The sequence below is a fragment of the Streptomyces sp. NPDC026394 genome (assembly GCF_055567735.1).
Genome location: NZ_JBVHPX010000007.1, coordinates 372,738 through 395,279 on the forward strand (window position 1 = coordinate 372,738; position 22,542 = coordinate 395,279).

22 protein-coding genes and 1 pseudogene are annotated in these 22,542 nt (G+C 71.8%); 16 read left to right on the plus strand and 7 right to left on the minus strand.

Translation table 11 applies throughout. The features are described from left to right. Positions 1-61: 61 nt before the first annotated feature. From ACZ4QV_RS19810 to ACZ4QV_RS19840, 7 genes are all read left to right on the plus strand, one after another. The gene (locus ACZ4QV_RS19810; protein ID WP_361152811.1) at positions 62-811 is read left to right on the plus strand and encodes a response regulator transcription factor; all 750 of its coding nucleotides are present in this window, start codon (positions 62-64) and stop codon (positions 809-811) included. A 381-nt stretch (positions 812-1,192) separates the two neighbouring features. Beyond that, a complete protein-coding gene (locus tag ACZ4QV_RS19815; RefSeq protein ID WP_467763187.1) occupies positions 1,193-2,836 on the plus strand; it encodes a sensor histidine kinase in 1,644 nt (547 codons plus the stop codon). Positions 2,837-2,908: 72 nt separating this feature from the next. Then, on the plus strand, positions 2,909-4,396 hold the full coding sequence (locus ACZ4QV_RS19820; protein WP_361580603.1) for a bifunctional glycosyltransferase family 2/GtrA family protein: 1,488 nt from the start codon (positions 2,909-2,911) through the stop codon (positions 4,394-4,396). Beyond that, complete coding sequence (locus ACZ4QV_RS19825) at positions 4,393-6,603, plus strand: ArnT family glycosyltransferase (protein ID WP_467763174.1); 2,211 nt, start codon at positions 4,393-4,395, stop codon at positions 6,601-6,603. The genes ACZ4QV_RS19820 and ACZ4QV_RS19825 overlap by 4 nt, the downstream gene beginning before the upstream one ends. 129 nt (positions 6,604-6,732) lie before the next feature. Continuing rightward, entirely contained in the window at positions 6,733-8,349 is a 1,617-nt protein-coding gene (locus ACZ4QV_RS19830) for an MFS transporter (RefSeq protein ID WP_361152803.1), read from the plus strand. 43 nt (positions 8,350-8,392) lie between these two features. Further along, positions 8,393-9,292, plus strand: a complete 900-nt coding sequence (locus ACZ4QV_RS19835) for a TetR/AcrR family transcriptional regulator (RefSeq protein WP_361580597.1) — start codon at positions 8,393-8,395, stop codon at positions 9,290-9,292. Positions 9,293-9,595: 303 nt separating this feature from the next. Continuing rightward, complete coding sequence (locus ACZ4QV_RS19840) at positions 9,596-9,832, plus strand: chaplin (RefSeq protein ID WP_361152799.1); 237 nt, start codon at positions 9,596-9,598, stop codon at positions 9,830-9,832. 99 nt (positions 9,833-9,931) lie between these two features. Here ACZ4QV_RS19840 and ACZ4QV_RS19845 read toward each other — a convergent pair whose 3' ends face one another. The 4 genes from ACZ4QV_RS19845 to ACZ4QV_RS19860 form a co-directional block, all read right to left on the minus strand. Then, positions 9,932-10,789: a YceI family protein gene (locus ACZ4QV_RS19845; protein WP_361152796.1), complete on the minus strand. Its 858-nt coding sequence runs from the start codon at positions 10,787-10,789 to the stop codon at positions 9,932-9,934. Positions 10,790-11,000: 211 nt separating this feature from the next. Further along, entirely contained in the window at positions 11,001-13,487 is a 2,487-nt protein-coding gene (locus ACZ4QV_RS19850) for an MFS transporter (RefSeq protein ID WP_467763188.1), read from the minus strand. 89 nt (positions 13,488-13,576) lie between these two features. Beyond that, positions 13,577-14,050 carry a MarR family winged helix-turn-helix transcriptional regulator gene (locus ACZ4QV_RS19855; protein ID WP_361152792.1) on the minus strand — a complete coding sequence of 158 codons (474 nt, stop codon included), beginning with the start codon at positions 14,048-14,050 and terminating at the stop codon, positions 13,577-13,579. 227 nt (positions 14,051-14,277) lie between these two features. Continuing rightward, a complete protein-coding gene (locus ACZ4QV_RS19860) occupies positions 14,278-14,982 on the minus strand; it encodes a TetR/AcrR family transcriptional regulator (protein ID WP_361580590.1) in 705 nt (234 codons plus the stop codon). A 64-nt stretch (positions 14,983-15,046) separates the two neighbouring features. On the opposite strand from ACZ4QV_RS19860, the gene ACZ4QV_RS19865 reads away from it, so the two are divergent. The 7 genes from ACZ4QV_RS19865 (at position 15,047) to ACZ4QV_RS19895 (ending at position 19,310) form a co-directional block, all read left to right on the plus strand. Next, a complete protein-coding gene (locus ACZ4QV_RS19865; protein WP_361580587.1) occupies positions 15,047-16,558 on the plus strand; it encodes a monooxygenase in 1,512 nt (503 codons plus the stop codon). A gap of 77 nt (positions 16,559-16,635) precedes the next feature. After that, entirely contained in the window at positions 16,636-16,989 is a 354-nt protein-coding gene (locus ACZ4QV_RS19870; RefSeq protein WP_361152785.1) for a RidA family protein, read from the plus strand. A 116-nt stretch (positions 16,990-17,105) separates the two neighbouring features. Beyond that, positions 17,106-17,327 carry a hypothetical protein gene (locus ACZ4QV_RS19875; protein WP_361152782.1) on the plus strand — a complete coding sequence of 74 codons (222 nt, stop codon included), beginning with the start codon at positions 17,106-17,108 and terminating at the stop codon, positions 17,325-17,327. An 803-nt stretch (positions 17,328-18,130) separates the two neighbouring features. Continuing rightward, entirely contained in the window at positions 18,131-18,424 is a 294-nt protein-coding gene (locus ACZ4QV_RS19880) for a GntR family transcriptional regulator (protein ID WP_361152777.1), read from the plus strand. Positions 18,425-18,439: 15 nt separating this feature from the next. Next, complete coding sequence (locus ACZ4QV_RS19885; protein WP_361152774.1) at positions 18,440-18,796, plus strand: GntR family transcriptional regulator; 357 nt, start codon at positions 18,440-18,442, stop codon at positions 18,794-18,796. Beyond that, a complete protein-coding gene (locus tag ACZ4QV_RS19890) occupies positions 18,774-18,944 on the plus strand; it encodes a GntR family transcriptional regulator (RefSeq protein WP_467763189.1) in 171 nt (56 codons plus the stop codon). The genes ACZ4QV_RS19885 and ACZ4QV_RS19890 overlap by 23 nt, the downstream gene beginning before the upstream one ends. 54 nt (positions 18,945-18,998) lie before the next feature. Beyond that, the gene (locus tag ACZ4QV_RS19895) at positions 18,999-19,310 is read left to right on the plus strand and encodes a hypothetical protein (RefSeq protein ID WP_361580582.1); all 312 of its coding nucleotides are present in this window, start codon (positions 18,999-19,001) and stop codon (positions 19,308-19,310) included. A 75-nt stretch (positions 19,311-19,385) separates the two neighbouring features. Here ACZ4QV_RS19895 and ACZ4QV_RS19900 read toward each other — a convergent pair. From ACZ4QV_RS19900 to ACZ4QV_RS19910, 3 genes and pseudogenes are all read right to left on the minus strand, one after another. After that, a pseudogene (locus ACZ4QV_RS19900) lies at positions 19,386-19,942 on the minus strand (Uma2 family endonuclease). A gap of 133 nt (positions 19,943-20,075) precedes the next feature. Then, positions 20,076-20,525, minus strand: coding sequence for a MarR family winged helix-turn-helix transcriptional regulator (locus tag ACZ4QV_RS19905; protein ID WP_361580579.1), 450 nt, complete (start codon positions 20,523-20,525; stop codon positions 20,076-20,078). Between the two features lie 88 nt (positions 20,526-20,613). Continuing rightward, the gene (locus ACZ4QV_RS19910; RefSeq protein WP_361633832.1) at positions 20,614-21,063 is read right to left on the minus strand and encodes a cupin domain-containing protein; all 450 of its coding nucleotides are present in this window, start codon (positions 21,061-21,063) and stop codon (positions 20,614-20,616) included. A 222-nt stretch (positions 21,064-21,285) separates the two neighbouring features. Here ACZ4QV_RS19910 and ACZ4QV_RS19915 point away from each other — a divergent pair, with 222 nt between their 5' ends. Continuing rightward, a complete protein-coding gene (locus tag ACZ4QV_RS19915; protein WP_467763175.1) occupies positions 21,286-21,930 on the plus strand; it encodes a CatB-related O-acetyltransferase in 645 nt (214 codons plus the stop codon). 200 nt (positions 21,931-22,130) lie between these two features. Then, complete coding sequence (locus tag ACZ4QV_RS19920) at positions 22,131-22,541, plus strand: hypothetical protein (RefSeq protein ID WP_361152762.1); 411 nt, start codon at positions 22,131-22,133, stop codon at positions 22,539-22,541. Position 22,542: the final 1 nt, after the last annotated feature.

A 22,542-nucleotide genomic window follows, 5' to 3' on the forward strand; every position in this document is an offset into this window, starting at 1 on the left:
CTCAGGAGATTCACAGATACGCGCAAGACGGCTCTCAGAGGGGGTGGTCAGCCTCGACAGCATGACCGTGACAGCGTCCACATCCACCGCCAAGAAGCGTGCTGAGCTGCTGCGTCCCGACGGGAGCCCGGTGCGGGTGCTGGTCGTCGACGACGAGGCGTCGCTCGCCGAGCTGCTCTCCCTGGCGCTGCGTTACGAGGGCTGGGACATCCGCGCCGAAGGTGACGGCACGGCCGCGCTGCGGGCGGCACGTGAGTGGCGGCCGGACGCGGTGCTGCTCGACGTGATGCTGCCGGACATGGACGGCCTGACCGTACTGGGACGGCTGCGCCACGAACTGCCCGAGGTGCCGGTGCTGTTCCTGACCGCGAAGGACGCGGTCGAGGACCGGATCGCCGGGCTGACGGCGGGCGGCGACGACTATGTGACCAAGCCCTTCAGCCTGGAGGAGGTGGTGGCACGGCTGCGTGGTCTGCTGCGCCGGGCGGGCGCGGCGGCGGGCCGCAGTGAGTCGCTGCTCGCGGTGGGCGACCTGCTGCTCGACGAGGAGAGCCACGAGGTGTGGCGGGGCGGCCGGGAGATCCACCTGACGGCCACCGAGTTCGAGCTGCTGCGTTACCTGATGCGCAACCCGCGGCGGGTGCTGAGCAAGACGCAGATCCTGGACCGGGTGTGGAGCTACGACTTCGGCGGCCAGGCCAATGTCGTGGAGCTGTACATCTCGTACCTGCGCCGGAAGATCGACGCGGGCCGCAGCCCGATGATCCACACACGCCGGGGCGCCGGGTATCTGATCAAGCCCGGCGGGTAGCGGGTGTCCGGGGCAGCGGGGGCTGGAACCGGGCCGCCGGCTGCCGGGCGGGCGGATGACGCTGGTCCGCCGAGGGTGGTACGGGCGGCCGGTGCTGGTCCGCCGGTGGCCGAACGGGCGGCGGGTGCCGGGCCGCCGGCTGCCGGGCGAGTGCCGGATGTTGGGCCGACGATGGTGGCACGGGCGCGGGGTGCTGGTTCGCCGACTGCCGGACGGGCGTCGGGTGCCGGTCCGCCGGGGGCGGTAAGGGCGGCGGGCGTTGGCCCGCCGATCGCCGGGCGGGCGGCGGGTGCTGGTTCGCCGACTGCTGTCCGGGCGAGCGGCGGGGCCGTTCCCACCGGACCGCGTGTGCACCGGCACCGGCGTCCCCGGCAGTTCAGGCTGCGGCCGCGGCGGTGGAGTCTGCGGACTCGGCTGGTGGTGTCGGCGGTTCTGCTGATCGCGGTGGTGTGCGCGGTGATCGGTACGGTCACCGCCATCGCGCTGCACTCGTACCTCCAGAATCAGCTCGACGGCAAGCTGCGCGAGTCGGCCCAGCACTCCGTCGGCCGGCAGGGAGACTTCACCGGACACCGTGACCTCGGGTTCATCGCCGGTCCCGGCCAGCCGATCGGCACGGTCGGGGCGCGGCTCTCCGCCGAGGGTGACATCACCGCCGCCGCCCGCAGTATCGACGCGCGCAACCCGCTGCCCGCGCAGAACCTGGTCACGCTGACCGACGAGCAGAAGCAGGCACTGGCCGCCGTGCCGCGGGACGGGCGCCCGCACACCGTCTCCCTCCCCGACCTGGGCGACTACCGCGTCGAATCGGCGCCGGACGACTCCGCGCTGGTCGGGCTGCCGACGGGCGAGGTGCAGGACGTCGTCACGCGGCTGGTCGTCGTGGAGGTCTGTGTGACCGCCGCGGGCCTGGTGGCCGCCGGTCTCGCCGGCGCCGCCACGGTCCGTATCGCGCTGTGGCCGCTGCGCCGGGTCGCCGCCACCGCCACCCGCGTCTCCGAACTGCCGCTGCACCGGGGCGAGGTGGCACTGCACGAGCGCGTCCCGGCCGCCGAGGCCGACCCGCGTACGGAGGTCGGGCAGGTCGGCGCGGCGCTCAACCGCATGCTCGGGCACGTGGGGTCGGCGCTCGCGGCCCGGCAGGAGAGCGAGACACGGGTCCGCAGATTCGTCGCGGACGCGAGCCACGAGCTGCGGACACCGCTGGCCTCGATACGCGGGTACGCCGAGCTGACCCGGCGCGGCCGCGAGCAGCCGGGGCCGGCCACCCGGCACGCCCTGGGGCGCATCGAGTCCGAGGCGGAGCGGATGACCGGTCTGGTGGAGGACCTGCTGCTGCTCGCCAGGCTGGATTCCGGGCGCCCGCTGTCGTACGAGTGCACCGATCTCGTGCCGCTCGTCGTGGACGCCGTCAGCGACGCCCGCGCCGCCGGGCCCCGCCACAAGTGGCGCCTGGAGCTGCCGGCCGACCCGGTGCCCGTACGGGCCGACGCCGACCGGCTGCACCAGGTCCTGGTCAATCTGCTGGCGAACGCCCGTACGCACACCCCCGAGAGCACCACGGTCGTCGCCTGCCTGCGGCGCGAGATGCCGATGCCGGGGGCGGGGCACTTCGTCCGGCTGGAGGTGCGGGACGACGGCCCCGGTGTGCCGCCCGAGCTGCTGCCGCATGTCTTCGAACGGTTCGCCCGCGGCGACGCGTCCCGTTCCCGTACGGGCCGCGGCAGCAGCAACGGGACGGGCGGGACGGGGGACTCAGGCAGCACAGGCAGCACAGGCGGTACAGGCGGTACAGGCGGCGGAGACGGTACGGGGAGTACCGGCGGTACGAACAGCACGAGCGCCCGTAGCAGCGGCAGTACGGGCCTGGGGCTGGCGATCGTGGAGGCCGTGGTCGCGGCGCACGGCGGCACGGTCGGGGTGGAGAGCGTCCCCGGGCGGACCGTCTTCCGGGTCCGGCTGCCCGCCGACGGACCGGCGCGCGGCACCACACGCGCCCCCCCGGCATTCCCATGCGCCCCTTGAATACGCCCATTCACAGGCCGGGCACAGCGGCACCACACAAGGGTGACAGCGCACTCCGGAAGCGTCGGTGTCATGACGACGACACAGCCGGCCCACACCCCCCTGGGCTCCCTGCCGCCCCGTGAGCATCTGCGCCTCGGCCAGATCGACACGGTGCTCGATGTCGTGATCCCCGTCTACAACGAGGAGTCCGACCTGGAGCCGTGCGTCCGCCGGCTCCACGACCACCTCTCCCGCACCTTCCCCTACGGCTTCCGGATCACCGTCGCGGACAACGCGAGCACGGACCGCACGCCCGAGATCTCCGCGTCGCTGGGTGAGACGATCGACGAGGTGACGGCCGTACGCCTGGAGGAGAAGGGCCGCGGCCGGGCGCTGCGCACCGTCTGGTCCCTCTCCGACGCCCCGGTGCTCGCCTACATGGACGTCGACCTGTCGACCGACCTGAACGCGCTGCTGCCGCTGGTCGCCCCGCTCATCTCGGGCCACTCCGACCTGGCGATCGGCTCGCGCCTGGCCCGCAGTTCGCGGGTGGTGCGCGGCCCCAAGCGGGAGTTCATCTCCCGCTCCTACAACCTCATCCTGCGCGGCTCGCTGGCCGCCCGCTTCTCCGACGCGCAGTGCGGATTCAAGGCCGTACGGGGCGATGTCGCCGAGCGGCTGCTGCCCATGGTCGAGGACAGCGGGTGGTTCTTCGACACCGAGATGCTGGTGCTCGCCGAACGTGCCGGGCTGCGCATCCACGAAGTCCCCGTGGACTGGGTGGACGACCCGCACAGCACCGTGCACATCGTGCGGACGGCCACCGAGGACCTCAAGGGCGTGTGGCGTGTGGGGCGCGCGCTGGCGACCGGAGCGCTGCCGCTGGACCGGCTCGCGCGCCCCTTCGGCGACGATCCGCGCGACCGCGAGCTGGCGGGCGTACCGCGCGGGCTGGCCCGCCAGATCATGGGCTTCTGCGTGGTCGGCGCCCTGAGCACCCTCCTCTACCTCGGCCTCTACTCGCTCTTCCGGCTCGGCGTCGGGCCGCAGCCGGCCAACGCCGCGGCCCTGCTGCTGTCGGCCATCGGCAACACGGCGGCGAACCGCCGGCTGACCTTCGGCGTACGGGGCCGCGAGCGCGCCGTACGCCACCAGGCCCAGGGGCTCGTCGTCTTCGGCATCGGGCTGGCCCTGACCAGCGGATCGCTGGCCGCGCTGGACGCCGCGACCGGCGATCCCGCACACGGCACCGAGATGGCCGTGCTGGTGGCCGCGAACCTCGCGGCGACGCTGCTGCGGTTCCTGCTCTTCCGGGCATGGGTCTTCACGGACCGGGATCGGGACCGGGATCGGGACCAGGACCGGGCGCGGAACGGTGGGGACGCCGTACCCGTACAGGACCGCCACACCGCCGTAGCGGACCGCCCCGCGGCCGTACGGGAACACCCCACCCCCGTACCCGACCACCCCACTCCCGTACCGGACCACCCCACCCCCGTAAGGAACCACCCCACCCCCGCGCCGGATGTCCCGCACCCCACCGCCGCACCGCACCACCCCGGCAGGAGCACCCGATGACCACGCACCACCCCCGCCTCACGGAACCGGCCGAGCCGTCCGGGCCCGGCGCCCAGGAGGCCGAGCCGCCTGAGCCGTCCGAGGCGCGCGAGCAGTCCGAATCCACCCAAGAGGGCGTCCGGGAGGCCACCCAGGAGACCCCCCAGGAGGCCACCCCACCACCACCCGACTCCCCCCGCTGGGCCCGCCCCGCCCTCGTCGCGCTGCTCCTGGCGTCCGCCGTCCTCTTCCTCTGGGACCTCGGTGCCTCCGGGTACGCGAACCAGTTCTATTCGGCGGCCGCCCAGGCCGGTTCCGCGAGCTGGAAGGCGCTCTTCTTCGGGTCCTCCGACGCCGCTAACTCCATCACCGTCGACAAGCCCCCGGCCGCCCTGTGGCCGATGGCCCTGTCCGTACGGCTCTTCGGGCTCAGCTCGTGGTCCATCCTGGTGCCGGAGGCGCTGATGGGCGTCGCCACGGTCGGGGTGCTGTACGCGGCCGTACGACGCCGTTTCGGCGCGGGCGCCGGGCTGTTCGCGGGGGCGCTGCTCGCCCTGACACCGGTCGCCGCGCTGATGTTCCGCTTCAACAATCCGGACGCGCTGCTGTGCCTGCTGATGGTCTGCGCCGTGTACGGCGTGCTGCGCGCGCTGGAGGACGCCCGTACGAAATGGCTGCTGCTGGCGGGTGTCTGCTTCGGTTTCGCCTTTCTGACCAAGACGTTGCAGGCGTGGCTGATCCTGCCACCGCTGGCACTCGTGTACGCGGTGTGCGCGCCCACGCGCCTGCGCCGCCGGTTCGGTCAACTGCTGCTCGGCGGGCTGGCGATGGTCGTGTCCGGCGGCTGGTGGGTCGCGATCGTCGAGCTGTGGCCGGCCGGTTCGCGACCGTACATCGGAGGCTCGCAGAGCAACAGCTTCCTGGAGCTGACCTTCGGCTACAACGGGCTCGGCCGCATCAACGGCAACGAGACGGGCAGCGTCGGCGGCGGCCGCCCCGGCGGAGGCGGTGGCGGGGGAAGCTGGGGCGACACCGGCTTCACCCGGCTCTTCGGCTCCGACATGGGCGGCCAGATCGCCTGGCTGCTGCCCGCCGCTGCCCTCCTGCTGGTCGCGGGGCTGGTCGTGCTGCGGCGGGCCGGGCGGACCGATGCCGCGCGCGCGGCGTTCCTGGTGTGGGGCGGCGCGCTGCTGATCACGTTCGCGACGTTCAGCTTCATGTCCGGGATCTTCCACCAGTACTACAACATCGCGCTGGCCCCCTACATCGCGGCGCTGGTCGCGATGGGGGCGACGCTGCTGTGGCGGCGGCGGGACCGTACTGCCGCCGTGCTGGTGCTGGCGGGGACGGTCGCGGTGACGGCGGCCTGGGCGTACGTCCTGCTGGCCCGCTCGCCGCAGTGGCTGCCGTGGCTGCGCTGGTCGGTGGTGGCGGTGGGCGCGGTGGCGGCGCTGGGTCTGCTGCTGTCCGTACGGCTGGGCCGGCGGCTGGCCGTGGTGGCCGCGGGGCTGGGCGTCGCCGCCGGGCTGGGCGGGCCGGTGGCATACGCGGCGAACACGGTCGCCACTCCGCACACCGGGTCGATCGTGACGGCGGGCCCGAAGGTCGAGGGCGCCGGGGGCCGGCACGGCGGCATGATCATCGTCGGCGGGCCCGGACCTGACGGCAAGGGGAACACGGGAGGCCAAGGCGGCAAGGGGGGGCAGGGGAGCAGGGGAGGTCAGGGCGGCCCGCCGCCCGGCGGCCAGAGCCAAGGCCAAACCCCGGGATGGCAGGGCCAGGGCCGGGCCCAGCCCACCGGACCCGCCGGCCCCGGAGGCCGCCCCGGCAACCCTTACAACACCCTGGGCGGCCTCCTCAACGGTCAGCAGGTCAGCGCCAAGGCCAAGGCCGCCCTCCGGGAGCACGCCGCCGACTACACCTGGGCCGCCGCCGCCATCGGCTCCCAGAACGCCGCCAGTTACCAGCTCGCCACCCAACTGCCGGTCATGCCCATCGGCGGGTTCAACGGCAGCGACCCCTCACCGACGCTCGAACAGTTCAAGGAGTACGTACGCCAAGGCAAGATCCACTACTTCGTCGGCGGGGGCGCGGGCGGCGGCTTCTTCGGGTCGAACGGTGCCCAGAAGTCCACGTCGGCCGACATCACGAGCTGGGTCGAGAAGAACTTCAAGAAGGTGACCGTCGGAGGTACGACGCTGTACGACCTGACGAAACCCGCCTCGTGACGTAGTCGAGAACGCCCGACCGTGCTCCCCGATAAGGAGATGTACGGCGTATAGCACTCCCTGTACGGTGTAGATGTCCCGCTGATCCGCTCGCCTGATCCGCTCGATCACTCCGTACAGGGAGCCTGTATGTCCTCCGTGGCCTCCGGCGCCACCCCACCCCTGAGCCCGGCCCGCAATCCGACCCGCTGGCTCATCCTCGCCGTCATCTGCCTCGCGCAGCTGACCGTCCTGCTCGACAACACCGTCCTGAACGTCGCGGTCCCCTCGCTCACCGAGGAGATGGGCGCGACCACCGCCGACGTCCAGTGGATGCTCAACGCGTACTCCCTGGTCCAGTCCGGCCTGCTGCTCACCGCCGGCAACGCCGCCGACCGGTACGGCCGCAAGAAGATGCTCGCCGCCGGCCTGGTGCTGTTCGGCGTCGCCTCGCTCGCCGCCTCCCTCGCCCAGTCGCCCGGCCAGCTCATCGCGGCCCGCGCCGCCATGGGGGTCGGCGGCGCGCTGCTGATGACGACCACGCTCGCCGTCGTCATGCAGATCTTCGACGACGCCGAGCGCCCGAAGGCCATCGGCATCTGGAGCTCGGTGAACTCGCTCGGCTTCGCCGCCGGGCCGCTGATCGGCGGCACGCTGCTGGCCCACTACTGGTGGGGCTCGCTGTTCCTGATCAACATTCCGGTCGCGCTCATCGGTTTCGTCGCCGTGCTGCGGCTCGTCCCCGAGTCGAAGAGCTCCCACGGGGACCGTCCCGACCTGGTGGGCGCGCTGCTCTCCATGATCGGCATGGTCGGTGTGGTCTTCGCGATCATCTCCGGTCCCGAGAGCGGCTGGCTCTCCGGCCGGGTGCTGATCTCCGCCGCGGTCGGCGTCGTCGGCCTCGCGGTCTTCGCGCTGTGGGAGCTGCGCATACCGAACCCGATGCTGGACATGCACTTCTTCCGCAACAGCCGGTTCATCGGCGCGGTGTCCGGCGGCATCCTGGTGGCGTTCGGCCTGGGCGGCTCGATGTTCCTGCTCACCCAGCACCTGCAACTCGTCCTCGGGTACGGGCCGCTGGAGGCCGGACTGCGGATGGCGCCGCTGGCGCTGATGGTCGTCGCGCTGAACTTCACCGGTCTGGGCGTCAAGCTGCTGCCCAAGCTGGGCACCCCCGGCATGATCGTGGTCGGGATGAGCCTGCTCGCCGGCGGGCTGACCGCCATCGCGACCCTCGGCAGCGACAGTTACGGCGGCATGCTGCTCGGGCTGCTGCTGATGGGCGTCGGTGTGGCGTTCGCGATGCCCACCATGGCCAACGCCATCATGTCGTCGATCCCGGTGGAGAAGGCCGGTGTGGGCGCGGGCGTGAACGGCACACTGATGGAGTTCGGCCAGGGCCTGGGCGTCGCCGTCCTCGGCGCGGTCCTCAACTCCCGCTTCGCCGCGCTGCTGCCCGCGGTCGCGCTGGGCGCCGGTTCACTGCCGGCCGCGCTGGCCATGGCCCGTACGGACGCGGACCGGGCGGCCGTCCACGACGCGTTCGCCTCCGGCATCGGCACCAGCCAACTGGTGGGCGCGGCCGCCGTCTTCCTCGGCGGCCTGCTCGCGGCGTTCCTGCTGCGCCGCGCGGAGCGTGGGGGGCCCGTCGCCGGTTCCGGCGCACCCGCGTCCGCCGCCCCGGGAGCCGAACCGGAGGCCGAACCGGAAGCCGCCCCGGGAGCCGGACCGGTACGCCCGGGACCGGCCGCCGCCCGGCCGGAATAGCATCGACTCCGTACCACTGCGTGAACGAAAGGGAGGGCGCGAGATGGCAGCCACTTCGAGTCGCGCCGGGAAACAGCCGAAGAGTGTCTGGCTGACCGAGCGCCCCCCGGTGAAACGGAAGGCGGACCAGCCGGCCGGACTGGACCTCGACAAGATCGTCGCGGCCACGGTCCGGCTGCTGGACGCCGAGGGCCTGGCGAAGTTCTCCATGCGGCGTCTCGCCGCCGAACTGGGTGTCACGGCCATGTCCGTCTACTGGTACGTCGACACCAAGGACGACCTCCTGGAACTGGCCATGGACGCGGTGGCCGGCGAGCTGGACCTGCCCGACGAGTCCGAGGAGGGGGCCGACTGGCGCGACCAGTTGCGCCACCTCGCCTTCGAGTACCGCAAGCTGCTGCTCGCCCACACGTGGCTGCCGAAGCTCCTGGGGGAGTACCTCAACTTCGGGCCGCGCTCGATGGCGTTCTCCAACGCGACGCTGCGGGTGATGGCGCGCAGCGGCCTGTCGAAGGAGTCGACGTCGGGCGCGCTGGCGGCGGTCTACCAGTTCGTCTACGGTTTCTGCAGCATCCAGGGCCAGCACCGGGCCCGCTGCCGGGCCGAGGGCACCACCCTGGACGAGTACTTCCACCGGGTCGTGGAAGCGGCGCAGGGCCATCCGCGGTTCGCGGAGACGCTGGAGCTGTCCGGCAACGGCACGTACACCCGCGAGGGCATGTCCGCCGAGCGGATGCTGGACGACGACTTCGCCTTCGCCCTGGAGCTCCAGATCGCGGGCATCGAGGCGATGCGGGAGCGGCAGCGGGCGGCGGCTGCCGCGGCCGCGGACCGCTCCGACGGTGCGGGGGACGCCGACGGTGCGGGTGACGCCGACGGTGCGGGCGACGTCGGCAGTACGGGTGACTCCGACAGTACGGACCAGGGCACCGCGAACCGGTAGCCCCGGCACCCGAGGTGGCCACGGCCCGGCACCCGAGGGCGGCCACGGCCCGGCACCTGAGGTCGGCTGTGGTCAGGCCCCCAAGGCGGCGCGCAGCCCGGCACCGAGGCGGCCCGCAGCCCGGCCCTCAAGGCCGGCCCCACCGCCCCTACCACTCCCCGCCTCACCCCGTGCTCCCCGCGCGTCCGAACGGATGAAGGGGCCCCGCCGAACGTGGGCATCGACGGGCGCGGCGGTTTTCGACCACCGCGCCGTGTCTACCTCTTATCTGATCATTTCTCAGCGCAGCGTAAGGAGCTCCACATGCGCGTTCGTACCACCATCAGCGCGGGTGTCCTGACCGTCGCGGCCGTCCTCGGCAGCGTCGGTACCGCCGTCGCCGACGCCGGTGCGGGGGCCAAGGTCGCCAACTCGCCCGGCATCCTGTCGGGCAACGCCATCCAGGTTCCGATCGACCTCGGCCTGAACCTGTGCGGCAACACCATCGACGTCATCGGACTGCTGAACCCCGCCACGGGCAACAAGTGCAAGACCAACTGACGGAACCCCCTGCACGACGGTGCCCCGCCCCTTGCGATGCAAAGGGCGGGGCACCGTCGCGTGCGGCCCCGGTCGGTCGGGGGGTGGGGCCGCGGGTCGTCAGGCCGTGGGCAGGGTCTCGCCCTGTACGGCCTGGATGTCCAGCTCGACGCGCAGGGTCGTGCCGATCGCCGCGATACCGGCGGCGACGACCTGGTTGTAGTTCATCTTGAAGTCCTCGCGCCGCAGCTCCGCGGTGGCGTTGAAGGCCGCCCGCACGCCGCCCCACGGGTCGGGGCCGGTGCCGAGGTAGCTCAGGTCCAGGTCCACCGGGCGGACCACGCCGCGCAGCGACAGGTCGCCGTGCACGGTCCAGCGGTCCGGGCCGGCCGGCTCCAGGCCGGTGCTGACGTAGGTCATCTCCGGGTACTGCTCGACGTCGAGGAAGTCCCCGGTCCGCAGGTGCCCGTCGCGCATCCCGTTGCCGGTGTCGATCGAGGCCGTCTTGATGACCGCCCGGACCGACGACTTGTCCAGGTCCTCGGCGATCTCGATGCGGCCCGCGAAGTCCAGGAAGCGGCCGTGCACGCTGGTGATGCCCAGGTGCTGGGCGGTCGCCGCGACCGTCGAGTGCATCGGGTCGATGGTCCAGGCGCCGGGCGGCGGCAGCTCGGCCCCGCCCTGGCGTGCCAGCGTCACGTTGCCGACATCCATCCGGCCGCTGGCCGTGACGATCGCGCTGGAGGCGACCGGCGCGTAGCCGACAGCCGTCACGATCACGGTGTACGGGCCGGGGGCCAGCGGCTGCGTGTCCCGTACGGCACCGTCCTCGTCGGCCGCCGCGCGCAGCACCTGGGTGCCGGTCATGTCGGTGACGGTCAGCACCGCGTGCTGCACCGCCCAGCCGTCCCGTGTACGGACCTGTGCGCGTACGCCCGCGCCGTTGGCCGCTCCCGCTGCCGCGCCCGTCGAAGTCATTCCCACTCCCGTTCTTGCCTCTCACATGTCGGGCTCCGGGCGGCGGCACGCAGGCCGTCCCCTGCCTGTGCGCGTACCGCCGCCGGAGCCCTGGGGTCCGGTCCGTGCTGCCTCTCCGCTCAAAAGGACAGCGGACCGGGGTTCGTGCGCCCCGGGGTGAGCCGGGGCTCCCGGGGGCCCGCCGCCGTGCGGCCGGCCCCCGGGCCCGGGATCACTCGCCGGGGTGGGCGAGCTCGACGTCGTAGCCGTCGACCCCGCGCGCGTCGACCGTCAGGCCGTTGGCGACCGGCGGGTAGCCGCTCGCGATGACCGTGTAGTCGCCCGCGTCCAGGTCGGTGAAGGCGTACGCGCCGTCCTCACCGGTGGTGGAGGTGGCCACGACGTTGCCCGCCGCGTCCACGAGCGTGACCCGCGCGTCCGGCAGCGGACGCCGGTCGGCTCCGGCCCGTACGACGCCCTGTACCCGGGCGCCGGCCAGCAGCTCGATCTCCATCCGGGTGGTGCCCTGCCCGCCGACCTCGACCGGCAGTGCCGTCGGCCGGAAGTCGGCCGCGTTGACGGCGACGGTGTAGGTGCCGGGGGCCAGCTCGTCGAAGGAGAAGAAGCCCTCCTCGCCGGTCTTGCCGGTGGCCAGCACCTCGCCCCGCACATCGGTGACCACGACCATCGCGTCCGTCACCGGCTCGCCGGTGACCGCGCTGCGGACCTGGCCGCCCAGGCCGCTGGTGCCGCTGAGCAGGATGTCGTAGGCCAGAGCCTGCTCGCCGACGACGACCGTGGACGCCTGCGGCTGGTGGCCGTCGGCGGCCGCGATCAGCACGTACGAACCGGCGCCGGGGGCGTTCAGTACGTACGAGCCGTTGGCCTGGACCACCGAGCGGCCCAGTTGGCTCCCGCTGAGCGAGATCAGCGTGACCGCGGAGTTCGCGACCGGGTGGCCCTCCGCGTTGCGGACCGAGCCGTGGATCGCCGGACCGGCCGGGACCTCGTCACCGTCGCCCGCCGAGGCGTACGCCGCCAGCGGCTGGGTGGTGGCCGACGCGGACGGCTGCTGCGCCCAGGAGGGCGCCTGGCCGTCGTCCTGGCCCACCGGGGCACCGGCGCCCACGAGGGCGGGCTCCGGCTGCGGCGCGACCGCGGCGGCGCCGGTGGCGGCCGGAGCCGCCTCCGTCTCGCCCGCCTGGGCCAGGCCGCCGCTGGTCTTCAGCGCGACCTCCTTGATGAACAGCGTCACCAGGAAGGCGAGCAGCGCGCACGGAGCGGCGTACAGGAAGACGTCGGCGACGCCGTGCCCGTAGGCACTCTCCATGATCGTCCGGAACGGGGCCGGGAGGGCGTCCAGGTCCGGGATGCCGCCACCGCCGCCGGCGCCGCCCTGCGCGAACTTCGCCGCGGCCTGCGGGCCGAGCTCCTGGACGCCGTCCTTCACGTAGTGCGTGACGCGGTTGGCGAGCACCGCACCGAGCGCCGAGACGCCGACCGCACCACCGAGGGAGCGGAAGAAGGTCACGACGGAGGAGGCGGAGCCGAGGTCCTTCGGGGCGACCTGGTTCTGCGTGCAGAGCACCAGGTTCTGCATCATCATGCCGATGCCGAGGCCCATCAGCGCCATGAAGATCGCGATGTGCCAGTACTCGGTGTCGTACCGGATGGTGCCCAGCAGACCGAGGCCCGCGGTCACCAGCACGCCACCGGAGACCAGCCAGGCCTTCCAGCGACCGGTCTTGGTGATGATCTGACCGGAGACGGTCGAGGAGATGAACAGACCACCGATCATCGGGATCGTCATGATCCCGGACATGGTCGGCGACTCACCGCGCGCCAGCTGGAAGTACTGGCTGAAGAAGACGGTGCCGGAGAACATCGCGATACCGACGAACAGCGAGGCCAGCGAGGCGAGGGTGATCGTCTTGTTGCGGAACAGCCGCAGCGGGATGATCGGCTCGCTCGCCCGGGACTCGACGAACACGAAGATCGCGCCGAGCACGATCGCGCCGCCGACCATGGCGAAGGTCTGGCCGGAGATCCAGTCGTACTTGTCGCCCGCCAGGGTCACCCACACCAGCAGCAGCGAGACCGCGGCGCTGATGAAGAAGGCACCCGCCCAGTCGACCTTGACGTCCCGCTTGACCACGGGGAGCTTCAGGGTCTTCTGGAGGACGATCAGGGCGATCACCGCGAACGGCACGCCGACGTAGAAGCACCAGCGCCAGCCCATCCAGCTGGTGTCGGTGATGACGCCGCCCAGCAGCGGGCCGCCGACGGTGGCGACCGCGAAGGTGGCGCCGATGTAGCCGCTGTAACGGCCGCGCTCCCGCGGGGAGATCATCGCGGCCATGACGATCTGGGCCAGCGCGGACAGACCGCCCACGCCGATGCCCTGGACGACACGGCAGGCGATCAGCATGCCGGAGTTCTGCGACAGACCGGCCACCACCGAGCCCGCCACGTAGATCACCAGCGCGACCTGGACCAGCAGCTTCTTGCTGAACAGGTCGGACAGCTTGCCCCACAGCGGGGTGGTCGCGGTCATCGCCAGCAGCGACGCCGTGACGACCCAGGTGTAGGCGCTCTGGCCGCCCTTGAGGTCGTGGATGATCTCGGGCAGCGCGTTGGAGACGATCGTCGAGGACAGGATGGCGACGAACATGCCGAGCAGCAGCCCGGATATCGCCTCCATGATCTGACGGTGCGACATGGGCGCCCCGTCGGGAGCCGGGTGGCCCCCGTGCTTGGCGTGGCCGCCCCGCACACCGGATGGTGTGGTCGTAGCCATGTAGTTCCTTTTCATTCCGCGGGTGTGCGGGTGGTGGGTTCGTGATGCGCCCGGGTCCGGCAGTCGCCGAAGCTCGTACGGAGCCTGGCGAGCAATTCGTTGAGACGGCCGACGTCGCTGTCGGACCAGTCGTCCAGATACCGGGCGAGTGATGCTGTGTAGCGCTCGGAGAGCTCCGTGAGGAGCGACCGGCCGCTCGGCGTCAGGCGCAGCAGCCGCGACCGCTTGTCCAGCGGGTCGGGCTCGCGCTCGATCCAGCCGCGCTCGGCGGCGTGGGCCACGTGCCGGCTCGTGACCGACATGTCGATCGCGAGCAGCTCCGCCAGCTTGCTCATCCGCATCTCGCCGTACCGGTCGAGCAGCGTGAGCACACCGGCCGAGGCGGGCGGGCAGTCGGGCGGCAGAATCCGCCCCATCTCACGCTTGACGGCACCGATGGCACTGAGCTGCCGGGCCAGCTCCTCGTACTGACTCTGAGCGGCCATGGGCACCTCCGCACTTCTTCTTTTGTTGCCTTGAGCAACCGTAGAACCACTTGGTTGCTGAAGGCAAACGATTTCGGGGCGAGGAAGGTAAAGGAACCCAAAAGGTTGGCAAGATCAACGGTCAAGGGGATCGGGTGGGGGTGTAAAGGCGCAGGTGGGGGCGGGTGCTGCCGCCCCCACCTGAACGGAGCGAGGGCTCCGGCCCTCGCTGTACCGCCGTGCCTGCACTACTCCGCAGGGGCGGCCGCCGACGGCGCCTGCCGCGCCCGCAGCCCCTCGACGATCAGGTCGAGCCCGAACTCGAAGAGGCCGGTGAAGTCTGTGCTGGTGAGGGTGGGGAGGGTGGCGCTGAGGTGGGGGTATCTCCCGGCGGTCACCGCGTCGCGGAGTGCTCCTGCGTCCTCGGTGCTCTCGTCCTGCGCCTGGAGGGCCGCCTGCTCCTCCAGCGTGTGGCCCACGGTGTAGTTGACCACCGTGTAGAGCGCCCGGGCCGCCGCGTCGTCGCTGAAGCCCGCCTCGCGCAGGACGCCCACGAGCGCGTCGGCGAAGCCGAGGACGCTCTCGCCGGTCGCGTGCGTACCCGCGAAGACGCGGGCGCCGTCGCGGTGGGTGAGCAGGGCGCTGCGCGCGGCGCGGGCGAGGGCGGTCAGCCGCTCACTCCAGTCGCCGCCGTCCGCCGTGGCCGCCGATGCGGTGACGGCAGCCTCGGCGGCGCCCTCCATCATCCGCTCCGCCATGGCGGTGAGCAGATCCTGCTTGGTCGCGAAATAGCGGTACAGGGCGCCGGCCTGTACGCCCATCGCGTCGGCGAGCCGACGCATGGTCAGTGCGTCGAGGCCCGATCGATCCAGCAGGGCGAGGGCGGTTCGCAGGGTGCGTGTGCGGTCGAGCCGGGCGGGGCGGCCGCGAGCCGGGGTTGACGGGGAGCTCATGACCCTCACTATAGTGAACGCTGTTCACGTGAACGTTGTTCACTAAATAGGGAGGGTCACTCCGATGAATGTTGATGTGGCTGTCGTGGGCGCGGGCCCCACCGGCCTGCTGCTCGCCTGCGAACTGGCGCTGGCCGGCGTACGCACCCGCGTCTTCGAGCGCCGTACCGAGCCGCAGCGCGACTCGCGGGCCCTGAGCCTGCACCCGCGCAGCGTGGAGCTGATGGACCAGCGCGGACTGCTCGACCGTTTCCTCCCGCTCGGCCGGCCCGTGCCCGGCTGGCACTTCGCCCAGCTCCCCACCCACCTGGACTTCTCCGTACTGGACTCCCGGCACGGCTACACGCTGTTCCTCGCCCAGGCGCACACCGAGGCGCTGCTGGCGGAGCGCGCCCGGGAGCTGGGCGTCGAGATCGAGCGCGGTCACGAGGTCGCCGGGATCGGCCAGGACGGCGACGGAGTCGATCTGAAGGTGCGTGGCCGGGACGGGAGCGTCGCGACGATACGGGCCCGTTACGTCGTCGGCTGCGACGGCGGCCGCAGCGTCGTACGGCAGTCCGCCGGAATCGCCTTCCCGGGTACGGACGAAACCCTCACCGGCGTACTCGGCGACTTCGCGGTCACCGACCCCGCCGCCCTCGACGCCGCCCGCGAGCGGGGCGTACTGGTCGCCCCGATGGAGGACGGCATCGTCCGGCTCGTCCTCATCGACCCGGAACGGATGCGCGTGCCGGCCGGAGAGCCCGTGACCCTGGAGGAGTTCCGCGAGTCCCTGACCCGGCTCTGCGGTACCGACTGCGGTGTCGCCGAACCCCGCTGGCTCTCCCGCTTCGGCAACGCCACCCGGCTCGCCGAGAGCTACCGCGCGGGCCGCGTCCTCCTGGCGGGCGACGCCGCCCACATCCACTTCCCCGCGGCGGGCCAGGGCCTCAACACCGGCCTCCAGGACGCCATGAACCTCGGCTGGAAGCTGGCCGCCGAGGTCAACGGGTGGGCCCCGCCCGGCCTGCTGGACACGTACGACGGGGAGCGGCGGCCGGTCGGGCAGTCGGTCACCGAGAACACCGAGGTCCAGACCCTGCTGGCCGAACTGACCCTCGTACCGCGGTATCAGCGCCCCGCCGCGGCCCTGCGTGCCCTCTTCGACGAACTCCTCGGCATGTCCCAGGTCAATCGCACCCTCGCCGCCCGGGTCTCCGCCCTCGGCACGGCCTACCCGCCGACCACGCCCGGCGCCGATCCGCTGGTGGGGCGCCGGATGCCGGACATCGGCCTGGCCGCCGCCGGGTCGGAGGCGGTACGGGTGTACGAACTCCTCCCGGCCGGCCGGTACGTCCACCTCGACCTCGCGGGCGACGCCCCGGGCCTCGGGTCGGCGGTCGCCGCGGGCTGGGGCGCCCGCGTCACCCCCGTCACCGTCACCACTCGGGACACCCACCCCGACCTGGACGGCGTCACCGAGATCCTCGTACGCCCCGACGGCCACGTGGCCTGGGCCACCCGTACCACCGACATCCGCGCCCGTCAGGCCGAACGGCACGAGGCGCTCACGGCCTGGGCGGGTGCGCCGTCGTGAACCCCAGGCCCCGAGAGGGCAGCGCCGTCACGCCTCCACAACGCCTCAATCCGTCCGCCCTACCCGACCCGGCACCCTTGATCAGCCAAGTCGTCGTCACCGAAGGCGTCCGGCTGGCGCACCTGTCGGGGCAGGTCGCCTGGGACGCCGACGGACGGCCCGTCGGACCCGGCGATCACGCGGCCCAGGCCGCCCAGATAGCCCGCAACCTGGATACGGCCCTCGCGGCGGTCGGCGCCACCCGGGACGACATCATCAAGGAAACCGTCTACGTGGTGGACTACACCCCCGCCCTGCTCCCCGAGATCTTCGCCCCGCTGCGAGCGGGCACCACCAAGGCACCGGCGAGCACACTGGTGGGCGTCGCCGCCCTCTTCGCACCTGAGTACCTGCTGGAAGTCGAAGTGGTAGCGGCATTGCGCACACGGTAGGGCCCGTGGAGCCCGGGGCCGGTGGAGCCGGTGGAGCGGATCGCCGGGCGACTGTGCTGTGACGCACGAGGCCCAGGGGTGTGCCGCTCATGCCGGGTTCGCTAGTGTCCTGGCCTATGGCGAACTACCAGCAGAACCCGGCCAACGGCCAGCAGGACCCGGCCGGCAGCACGCAGATGTTCCGCGCCTTCGTGGACGAGGGCGCCCCCCAGCAGTCCGGTGGCCGCCGGGCAGCGGCTCAGCAGCAGTCGTCCGGCGGCCCCCGCGTCGGCGTCGTCATCGGCGTGATCGTCGCGATCGCGGTCGTCGTCGGCGCGGCGTGGCTCGCCCTGAGCTGACGGCCGCTCCCGGCCCGCGCGTCCCGTACGGGGCCGGTCCGGCCTGACGTCCCCTCACCCGGCCGCCGCCAAGCGGCCGACGCCCCCCTTCCGCTCGCACCGCCCAGGCCGGGAACCCGCCGGCCTCGGCTGTCGGCCACCCGCAACGTGTCGTGCAGTGCCTCGACCAATCGATTGGCGAGAAAGCGCAGTTCACCGGCCGATGCGTCGGGTTCGCCCAGCATCGCCCCGGCGTGATCGAGCAGCTCCGTACCCATGTCGAGCTGTGCTGCCTCCATGTCGTCCGCGAACCGCGCCACGTAGCCGTCGCCGTCCGTCGACAGCAGACATCGCTTCCCGCCCTCCTGCGACCAGGGCAACAGGCGCATGCCCGGTACGGGTCCTTCCGGCGCGCTCGTACGGCGAACTCCCCGTGCATCGTGCGCATGCGCGCGAAGCGTCGAGCTTGCTGATCGCCGACCCGCACTTCGCAGGCGGTCAGGTACGGGCGTACGAGGGGGGCGTCGACGTTCAGGGGGGTGTCGAGCGGGTGGGAGGCGGCTCGTTCGCGCCTTGCGGTGGGGGAGGGGCGCAGGGGCGCGTGGGGGGCGTGAAGGGCGTGATGGGCGGCGGCGAGATGAGTTTCCCCGCCCATGCCGCCAGTCGAAGAATACGGTGACGCATGTCGGCGCTCCTTGCGCGGCGTTGGCCACGCCCCGGGAGTGGGCTAGCACTCGCCGGGGTCTACTGTCCGTGGCCCTAGTAGCCCTGCTGCCCCCTAGCGACCAGAGCTACCAAAGCGACCGAACTAGGCCTCGCATGCCATGTTGCAGTCTGCTGACCTTGGTCCTGTGATCGAATTTGCCCCTGACGTGCCGCGGTGGCGACAAGTCGCGCGGGTCATCCGCGAGCGCATCGAAGACGGCGTCTATCAGCCAGGAGCGCGAGTTCCCTCGGTGACGGAGATGCTGGACGAGTTCGGGATCTCCACGTCCACGGGCCAGAAGGTGCACCGTGGCCTCCGCGCGGAGGGCCTGATCTACACGGAGCCGGGCGTGGGGTCCTTCGTCTCCAAGGATCTGCCGAGGCAGCGCGACGAGGGCCCCGGCGGGGCGTGAGTGGTCGCCCTCACGATGAAGTTCGACCCGACGCGGCCCAAGTGGATGCAGATCGCCGAAGTGATCCGGGAGCGGATCTCCGACGGTACGTACGGCCTCGGGGAACGCGTCCCGTCGGTCCTCCAACTCGAGGAAGAGTTCGGCATCGCGGCTGTCACCGCCCACAAGGTGCACCGTGGGCTGCGGGCGGAGGGCTTGATCACCACCGAACCCGGTCTCGGGTCTTTCGTCTTGCGGCAAGCGGCGGCGGGAAACGAACAGGTGCAAGCAGCGTCCGCGCTCGAAGTGGGAGCAGGTCGCCGACGAACTACGGTCGCGCATCACCAGCGGTGCGTACCCGCCACGCCACCTGATCTCCGAGGTGAAGCTTGAGCAGGAGTTCGGCGTGGCGCGTGTGACCGTCCGGAAGGCCACCGCCGCGCTCCGGGAAGAGGGGCTGATCATCACGACACCCGGCACGGGGTCATTCGTGGCGGCCGAGGGAACGACCGGCGGGGGCCGGAGTCCCGAGAGGGAGTAGCCCGCCCGGTGGAAGTGGTGGTGACCAAGCCGCGCGGGCAGTCGTTCGTCGCTCGTGGACACGGCTCGAATCGGTACCGTACTGGGAGTCACCATCGCTGCGTACGCAAGCGGCCTCGCCGTCGCCGTACCGGCCTTCGCGGGAGGCGTCGGCGCCTTTCTCTCCCCGGCGTTCGGTACGCGTTGCGTCATCCAGGACACCGCGCCCCACGCCGTAGGCGCTGCCACGCGCGGTGCGGGAACCGGTGACGGCAACCTGGCCGCGCTCCCCTTCGGAGGGTCGGTCAACCAGTGCGGCGGCACCGACATCGCCGACATCGATTTCCTGGGACGCATCGTCCAGTCCGGGACCGTGGACTGGAGCTGACAGGCACGGCTGTACGGGCGATCGGTCACCGGAGGGCCGGCGTGGTGCGTGGTGGTCCGCCGCCTGCCGTGCGGGTCACAAGACGCTGGTGTCCAGGTCCAGGGCGAACGGGTCCGGGATGTGCAGCGAGGCGCCGTACGGCAGCGGGCCGGTGATCCGGGTGCAACCGAGACGGCCCGGTTCGGCGAACAGGGTGGGGGCGCGTTGCTGGCGGTCCACGAGCAGGTACAGGGGCGCACCGTACTCGGCGGAGCGGCGGCGCTCGACGACGCGGTCGGTGTCGGCGTCGGAATGCGACGTGACCTCCACGACCAGCAGTGTCTGGTCGGAAAGAAGGGCGCCGGCGCCCTTGGCCGCGGCGGCCGGACGACGGCGAGGTCGGGTACGTACCAGTTGGGGGAGCCGGGCAGGCCGAGGCTGCCCGAGCCGATCATGCAACCGAGTTCGCGGGCGCGGGCGCGAACCCGGTCACGGAGGATGTCGGCGGTGGATCAGTGGTCCCAGGTTGGCGACACCGGCTCGATGATTCCCTCAATGACCTGGACCCGGTCGCCGCGAACATGCTGGACCGCGCACTTCAGGGCATGTTCTGGATAGACGCCGCGGCTGTGGTCGGCCGACTCGACGCTCATGTGCACATCCTCCCGGAGAGCGACGGGTGGCCACCTGGCCATTCAACGCCACCACCCGTCCGTAAGGTACGTCGAAGGCGGGCTCTCACCCGGCCGAGTTCGTACGGCACCGGGGCGGAGCCATGGGCGCGGGCTACTCGGCCCGGAAGGGAAACGGTCCCCCCGGACCCAGCGCGCGCTCGCAGGCGGTGTCCAGGGCCGCCTTCTGATCCTGCCCCGCGGCCTTCAGGAACTCCTCGTCCAGCTCGGCGACGATGGCCCGGGCCCGGTCGAGCAGGGTATGGCCCTCGTCCGTCAGCTCCAGCCGCGCGCGGTGCCCCTGCCCCTGCAGGTCGCGCCGTACCGCACCCAGTTCCTCCAGCATGAGGACGGTGGCACGCATGCTCTGGCTCGTCACGCCCGCGCGACGGGCCAGATCGCTGTACGACAGGTCGGGGTCGCGGGAGATGTGCCCGAGCGCCCCGAAGAGCCGCATCGACAGGCCGATGCCGGTAAGCCGCGTTTCCAGCCGCTCCTGCAGACGCCTTCCGGTGGCGATCACCATCATGACGGTCGACAGGGCACTCTCCGGCGCCTTGCTCACCTGTGACTCTCCCTACCGGTGTGCGTGAGTACGGGGCTCTTCCGGTACCAGTGTCCCAGGTGGCGGGGGCCGGGCCCGGCGTGGTCGGCTACCGCGGCCCGGTCTCCTCGTCCCGGTACAGCTCGGGTACGGACACCTTGATCGGCTCCTGCGCCGTGCGGGCGAGCACGACGACTGCCGGTTCGTCCGGGCCGGGGTTCTCTTCGCGGTGCGGGACGAAGGGCGGGACGAGTACGAAGTCGCCGGGGTGCGCGGCGATCCGTACCTCCTGTTCGCCGTCGTGGTGGACGAAGACGGGATGGCCGCTGACGACGTGGATTCCCGTTCCGGACGCGCCGTGGTGGTGGTTGTCCGTCGAGCTGAGCGGCGGGTTCTCGGCCCTTCCCGTCCAGAGCCGCTTCGAGCCGACGGTGCCGCCGTTGATCGCCGCGTGGCCGTCCAGCTCGCCGGACCGGACGAGGCGGACGCGGTTGCCGCGTGGCGCGTCGGGGTCGGTTCCGGCGTCCGGTGTGGTCCCGGTGTCGTGCCGGCTGGTCATCGTGGTGCCCCCTGGTTCGCGCTACGGCCTTCAGCGGGCAACAGGTTGCGCCCGCCTCCACGGGCCGGCAAGTTCCCTTGCCGGATGGGCAACTTGGGACCGGTGGACGGTTAACCGATCGCCTGCGGTGGCGGTGGCTGCGATCATGACGCGAGGGGCGGGCCCGAGGCACCGGCCCGGTCCGTATCCCACCGCTCACCCCCTATGAGAGGGCGCTGCCCCATGCCACTAGTCCCCGCTGACCCGAACGTCGTGCACCCGATGCCCGGCCAGCCGCGGGTGGTGCTGCTGAAGCCCCTCGTCACCTCGCCGCTCATCGAGGTCGGCGACTTCTCGTACTACGACGACCCGGACGACCCGACCGCGTTCGAGACGCGGAACGTGCTGTACCACTACGGGCCCGAGAAGCTGATCATCGGCAAGTACTGCGCGCTGGGCGAGGGCGTGCGGTTCATCATGAACGGCGCCAACCACCGGATGGACGGGCCCTCGACGTTCCCCTTCCCGATCATGGGCGGGTCGTGGTCCGACCACTTCGACCTGATCAGCGGGCTGCCGGGCAAGGGCGACACGGTGGTCGGCAACGACGTGTGGTTCGGGTACCGGTCCATGGTCATGCCGGGCGCACGGATCGGCCACGGCGCGGTCATCGCGTCCGGCGCCGTCGTCGTGGACGACGTACCCTATTACGGCATCGTCGGCGGCAACCCGGCCAAGCTGATCCGCCGCCGCTACGACGAGGCGGACATCGGCCGGCTGCTCGAACTGGCCTGGTGGGACTGGCCGGTCGAGCACATCACCGAGCATGTGCGGACGATCATGTCGGGGTCGGTGGCGGAGCTTGCGGCGGTGGCGCCCAAGCCGTAAGCCGTAGGCCGCGGGGCGTGGGGTGTGGGGTGTGCAGCGTGGGACGCGGGTCAAGCGGTGCCAAGAAGACGGCCTGGATCGACCGGCGCTTCATGGGGAGCATGCCGGTAAGTTCCAAGGAGCGCGAAGCCGTGAGGGTGTTCATCGGCACACGCCATGCAGAAGGCAGGACCGCTCATGACCTCGTGTGAGGTGGACACGTGTCCTTCGTACTTGTCGCGGCCGCCGTCCTGGCGGTGGAGGCCGTCATCCTGATGATCGCCTGTTTCGGCGTCGAACAGCGGGACTGGCGCTACGCCGGAGAGCCTCGCGGGGAGGACGAAGCCGCTCCCCACCAGCGTGACGACGTCAGGCCCGGCCCCGGCCTGATGTACGCGGTCGCCGCGCTGGCCATGGTCGGCACCGGCGTGCTGAGCGGCACCGACTTCGAGTTGAGCATCCGCACCCTCGGCGTGCTCGGCGTACTCGGTGTCGTGGTGCCGGGATACGCGGGCCAGTCCGTGCTGCTGTTCAGCACTCGGGGCCTCAGGGCACCGCGCACGGGTTGGCGGGGGGCGCCGGCGTACGTACTGGCCGCGCTCGGCGGGGCCGCCGCGGTCGCTTTCAACTGAC

Coding starts and splice junctions, on each gene's coding strand:
- ACZ4QV_RS19865 (WP_361580587.1), top strand. CDS start 15,047: ATGAATGTTGATGTGGCTGTCGTGGGCGCGGGCCCCACCGGCCTGCTG.
- ACZ4QV_RS19850 (WP_467763188.1), bottom strand. CDS start 13,487: ATGTCGCACCGTCAGATCATGGAGGCGATATCCGGGCTGCTGCTCGGC.
- ACZ4QV_RS19910 (WP_361633832.1), bottom strand. CDS start 21,063: ATGACCAGCCGGCACGACACCGGGACCACACCGGACGCCGGAACCGAC.
- ACZ4QV_RS19830 (WP_361152803.1), top strand. CDS start 6,733: ATGTCCTCCGTGGCCTCCGGCGCCACCCCACCCCTGAGCCCGGCCCGC.
- ACZ4QV_RS19860 (WP_361580590.1), bottom strand. CDS start 14,982: ATGAGCTCCCCGTCAACCCCGGCTCGCGGCCGCCCCGCCCGGCTCGAC.
- ACZ4QV_RS19820 (WP_361580603.1), top strand. CDS start 2,909: ATGACGACGACACAGCCGGCCCACACCCCCCTGGGCTCCCTGCCGCCC.
- ACZ4QV_RS19885 (WP_361152774.1), top strand. CDS start 18,440: ATGAAGTTCGACCCGACGCGGCCCAAGTGGATGCAGATCGCCGAAGTG.
- ACZ4QV_RS19915 (WP_467763175.1), top strand. CDS start 21,286: ATGCCACTAGTCCCCGCTGACCCGAACGTCGTGCACCCGATGCCCGGC.
- ACZ4QV_RS19825 (WP_467763174.1), top strand. CDS start 4,393: ATGACCACGCACCACCCCCGCCTCACGGAACCGGCCGAGCCGTCCGGG.
- ACZ4QV_RS19880 (WP_361152777.1), top strand. CDS start 18,131: ATGTTGCAGTCTGCTGACCTTGGTCCTGTGATCGAATTTGCCCCTGAC.
- ACZ4QV_RS19855 (WP_361152792.1), bottom strand. CDS start 14,050: ATGGCCGCTCAGAGTCAGTACGAGGAGCTGGCCCGGCAGCTCAGTGCC.
- ACZ4QV_RS19845 (WP_361152796.1), bottom strand. CDS start 10,789: ATGACTTCGACGGGCGCGGCAGCGGGAGCGGCCAACGGCGCGGGCGTA.
- ACZ4QV_RS19840 (WP_361152799.1), top strand. CDS start 9,596: ATGCGCGTTCGTACCACCATCAGCGCGGGTGTCCTGACCGTCGCGGCC.
- ACZ4QV_RS19875 (WP_361152782.1), top strand. CDS start 17,106: ATGGCGAACTACCAGCAGAACCCGGCCAACGGCCAGCAGGACCCGGCC.
- ACZ4QV_RS19835 (WP_361580597.1), top strand. CDS start 8,393: ATGGCAGCCACTTCGAGTCGCGCCGGGAAACAGCCGAAGAGTGTCTGG.
- ACZ4QV_RS19810 (WP_361152811.1), top strand. CDS start 62: ATGACCGTGACAGCGTCCACATCCACCGCCAAGAAGCGTGCTGAGCTG.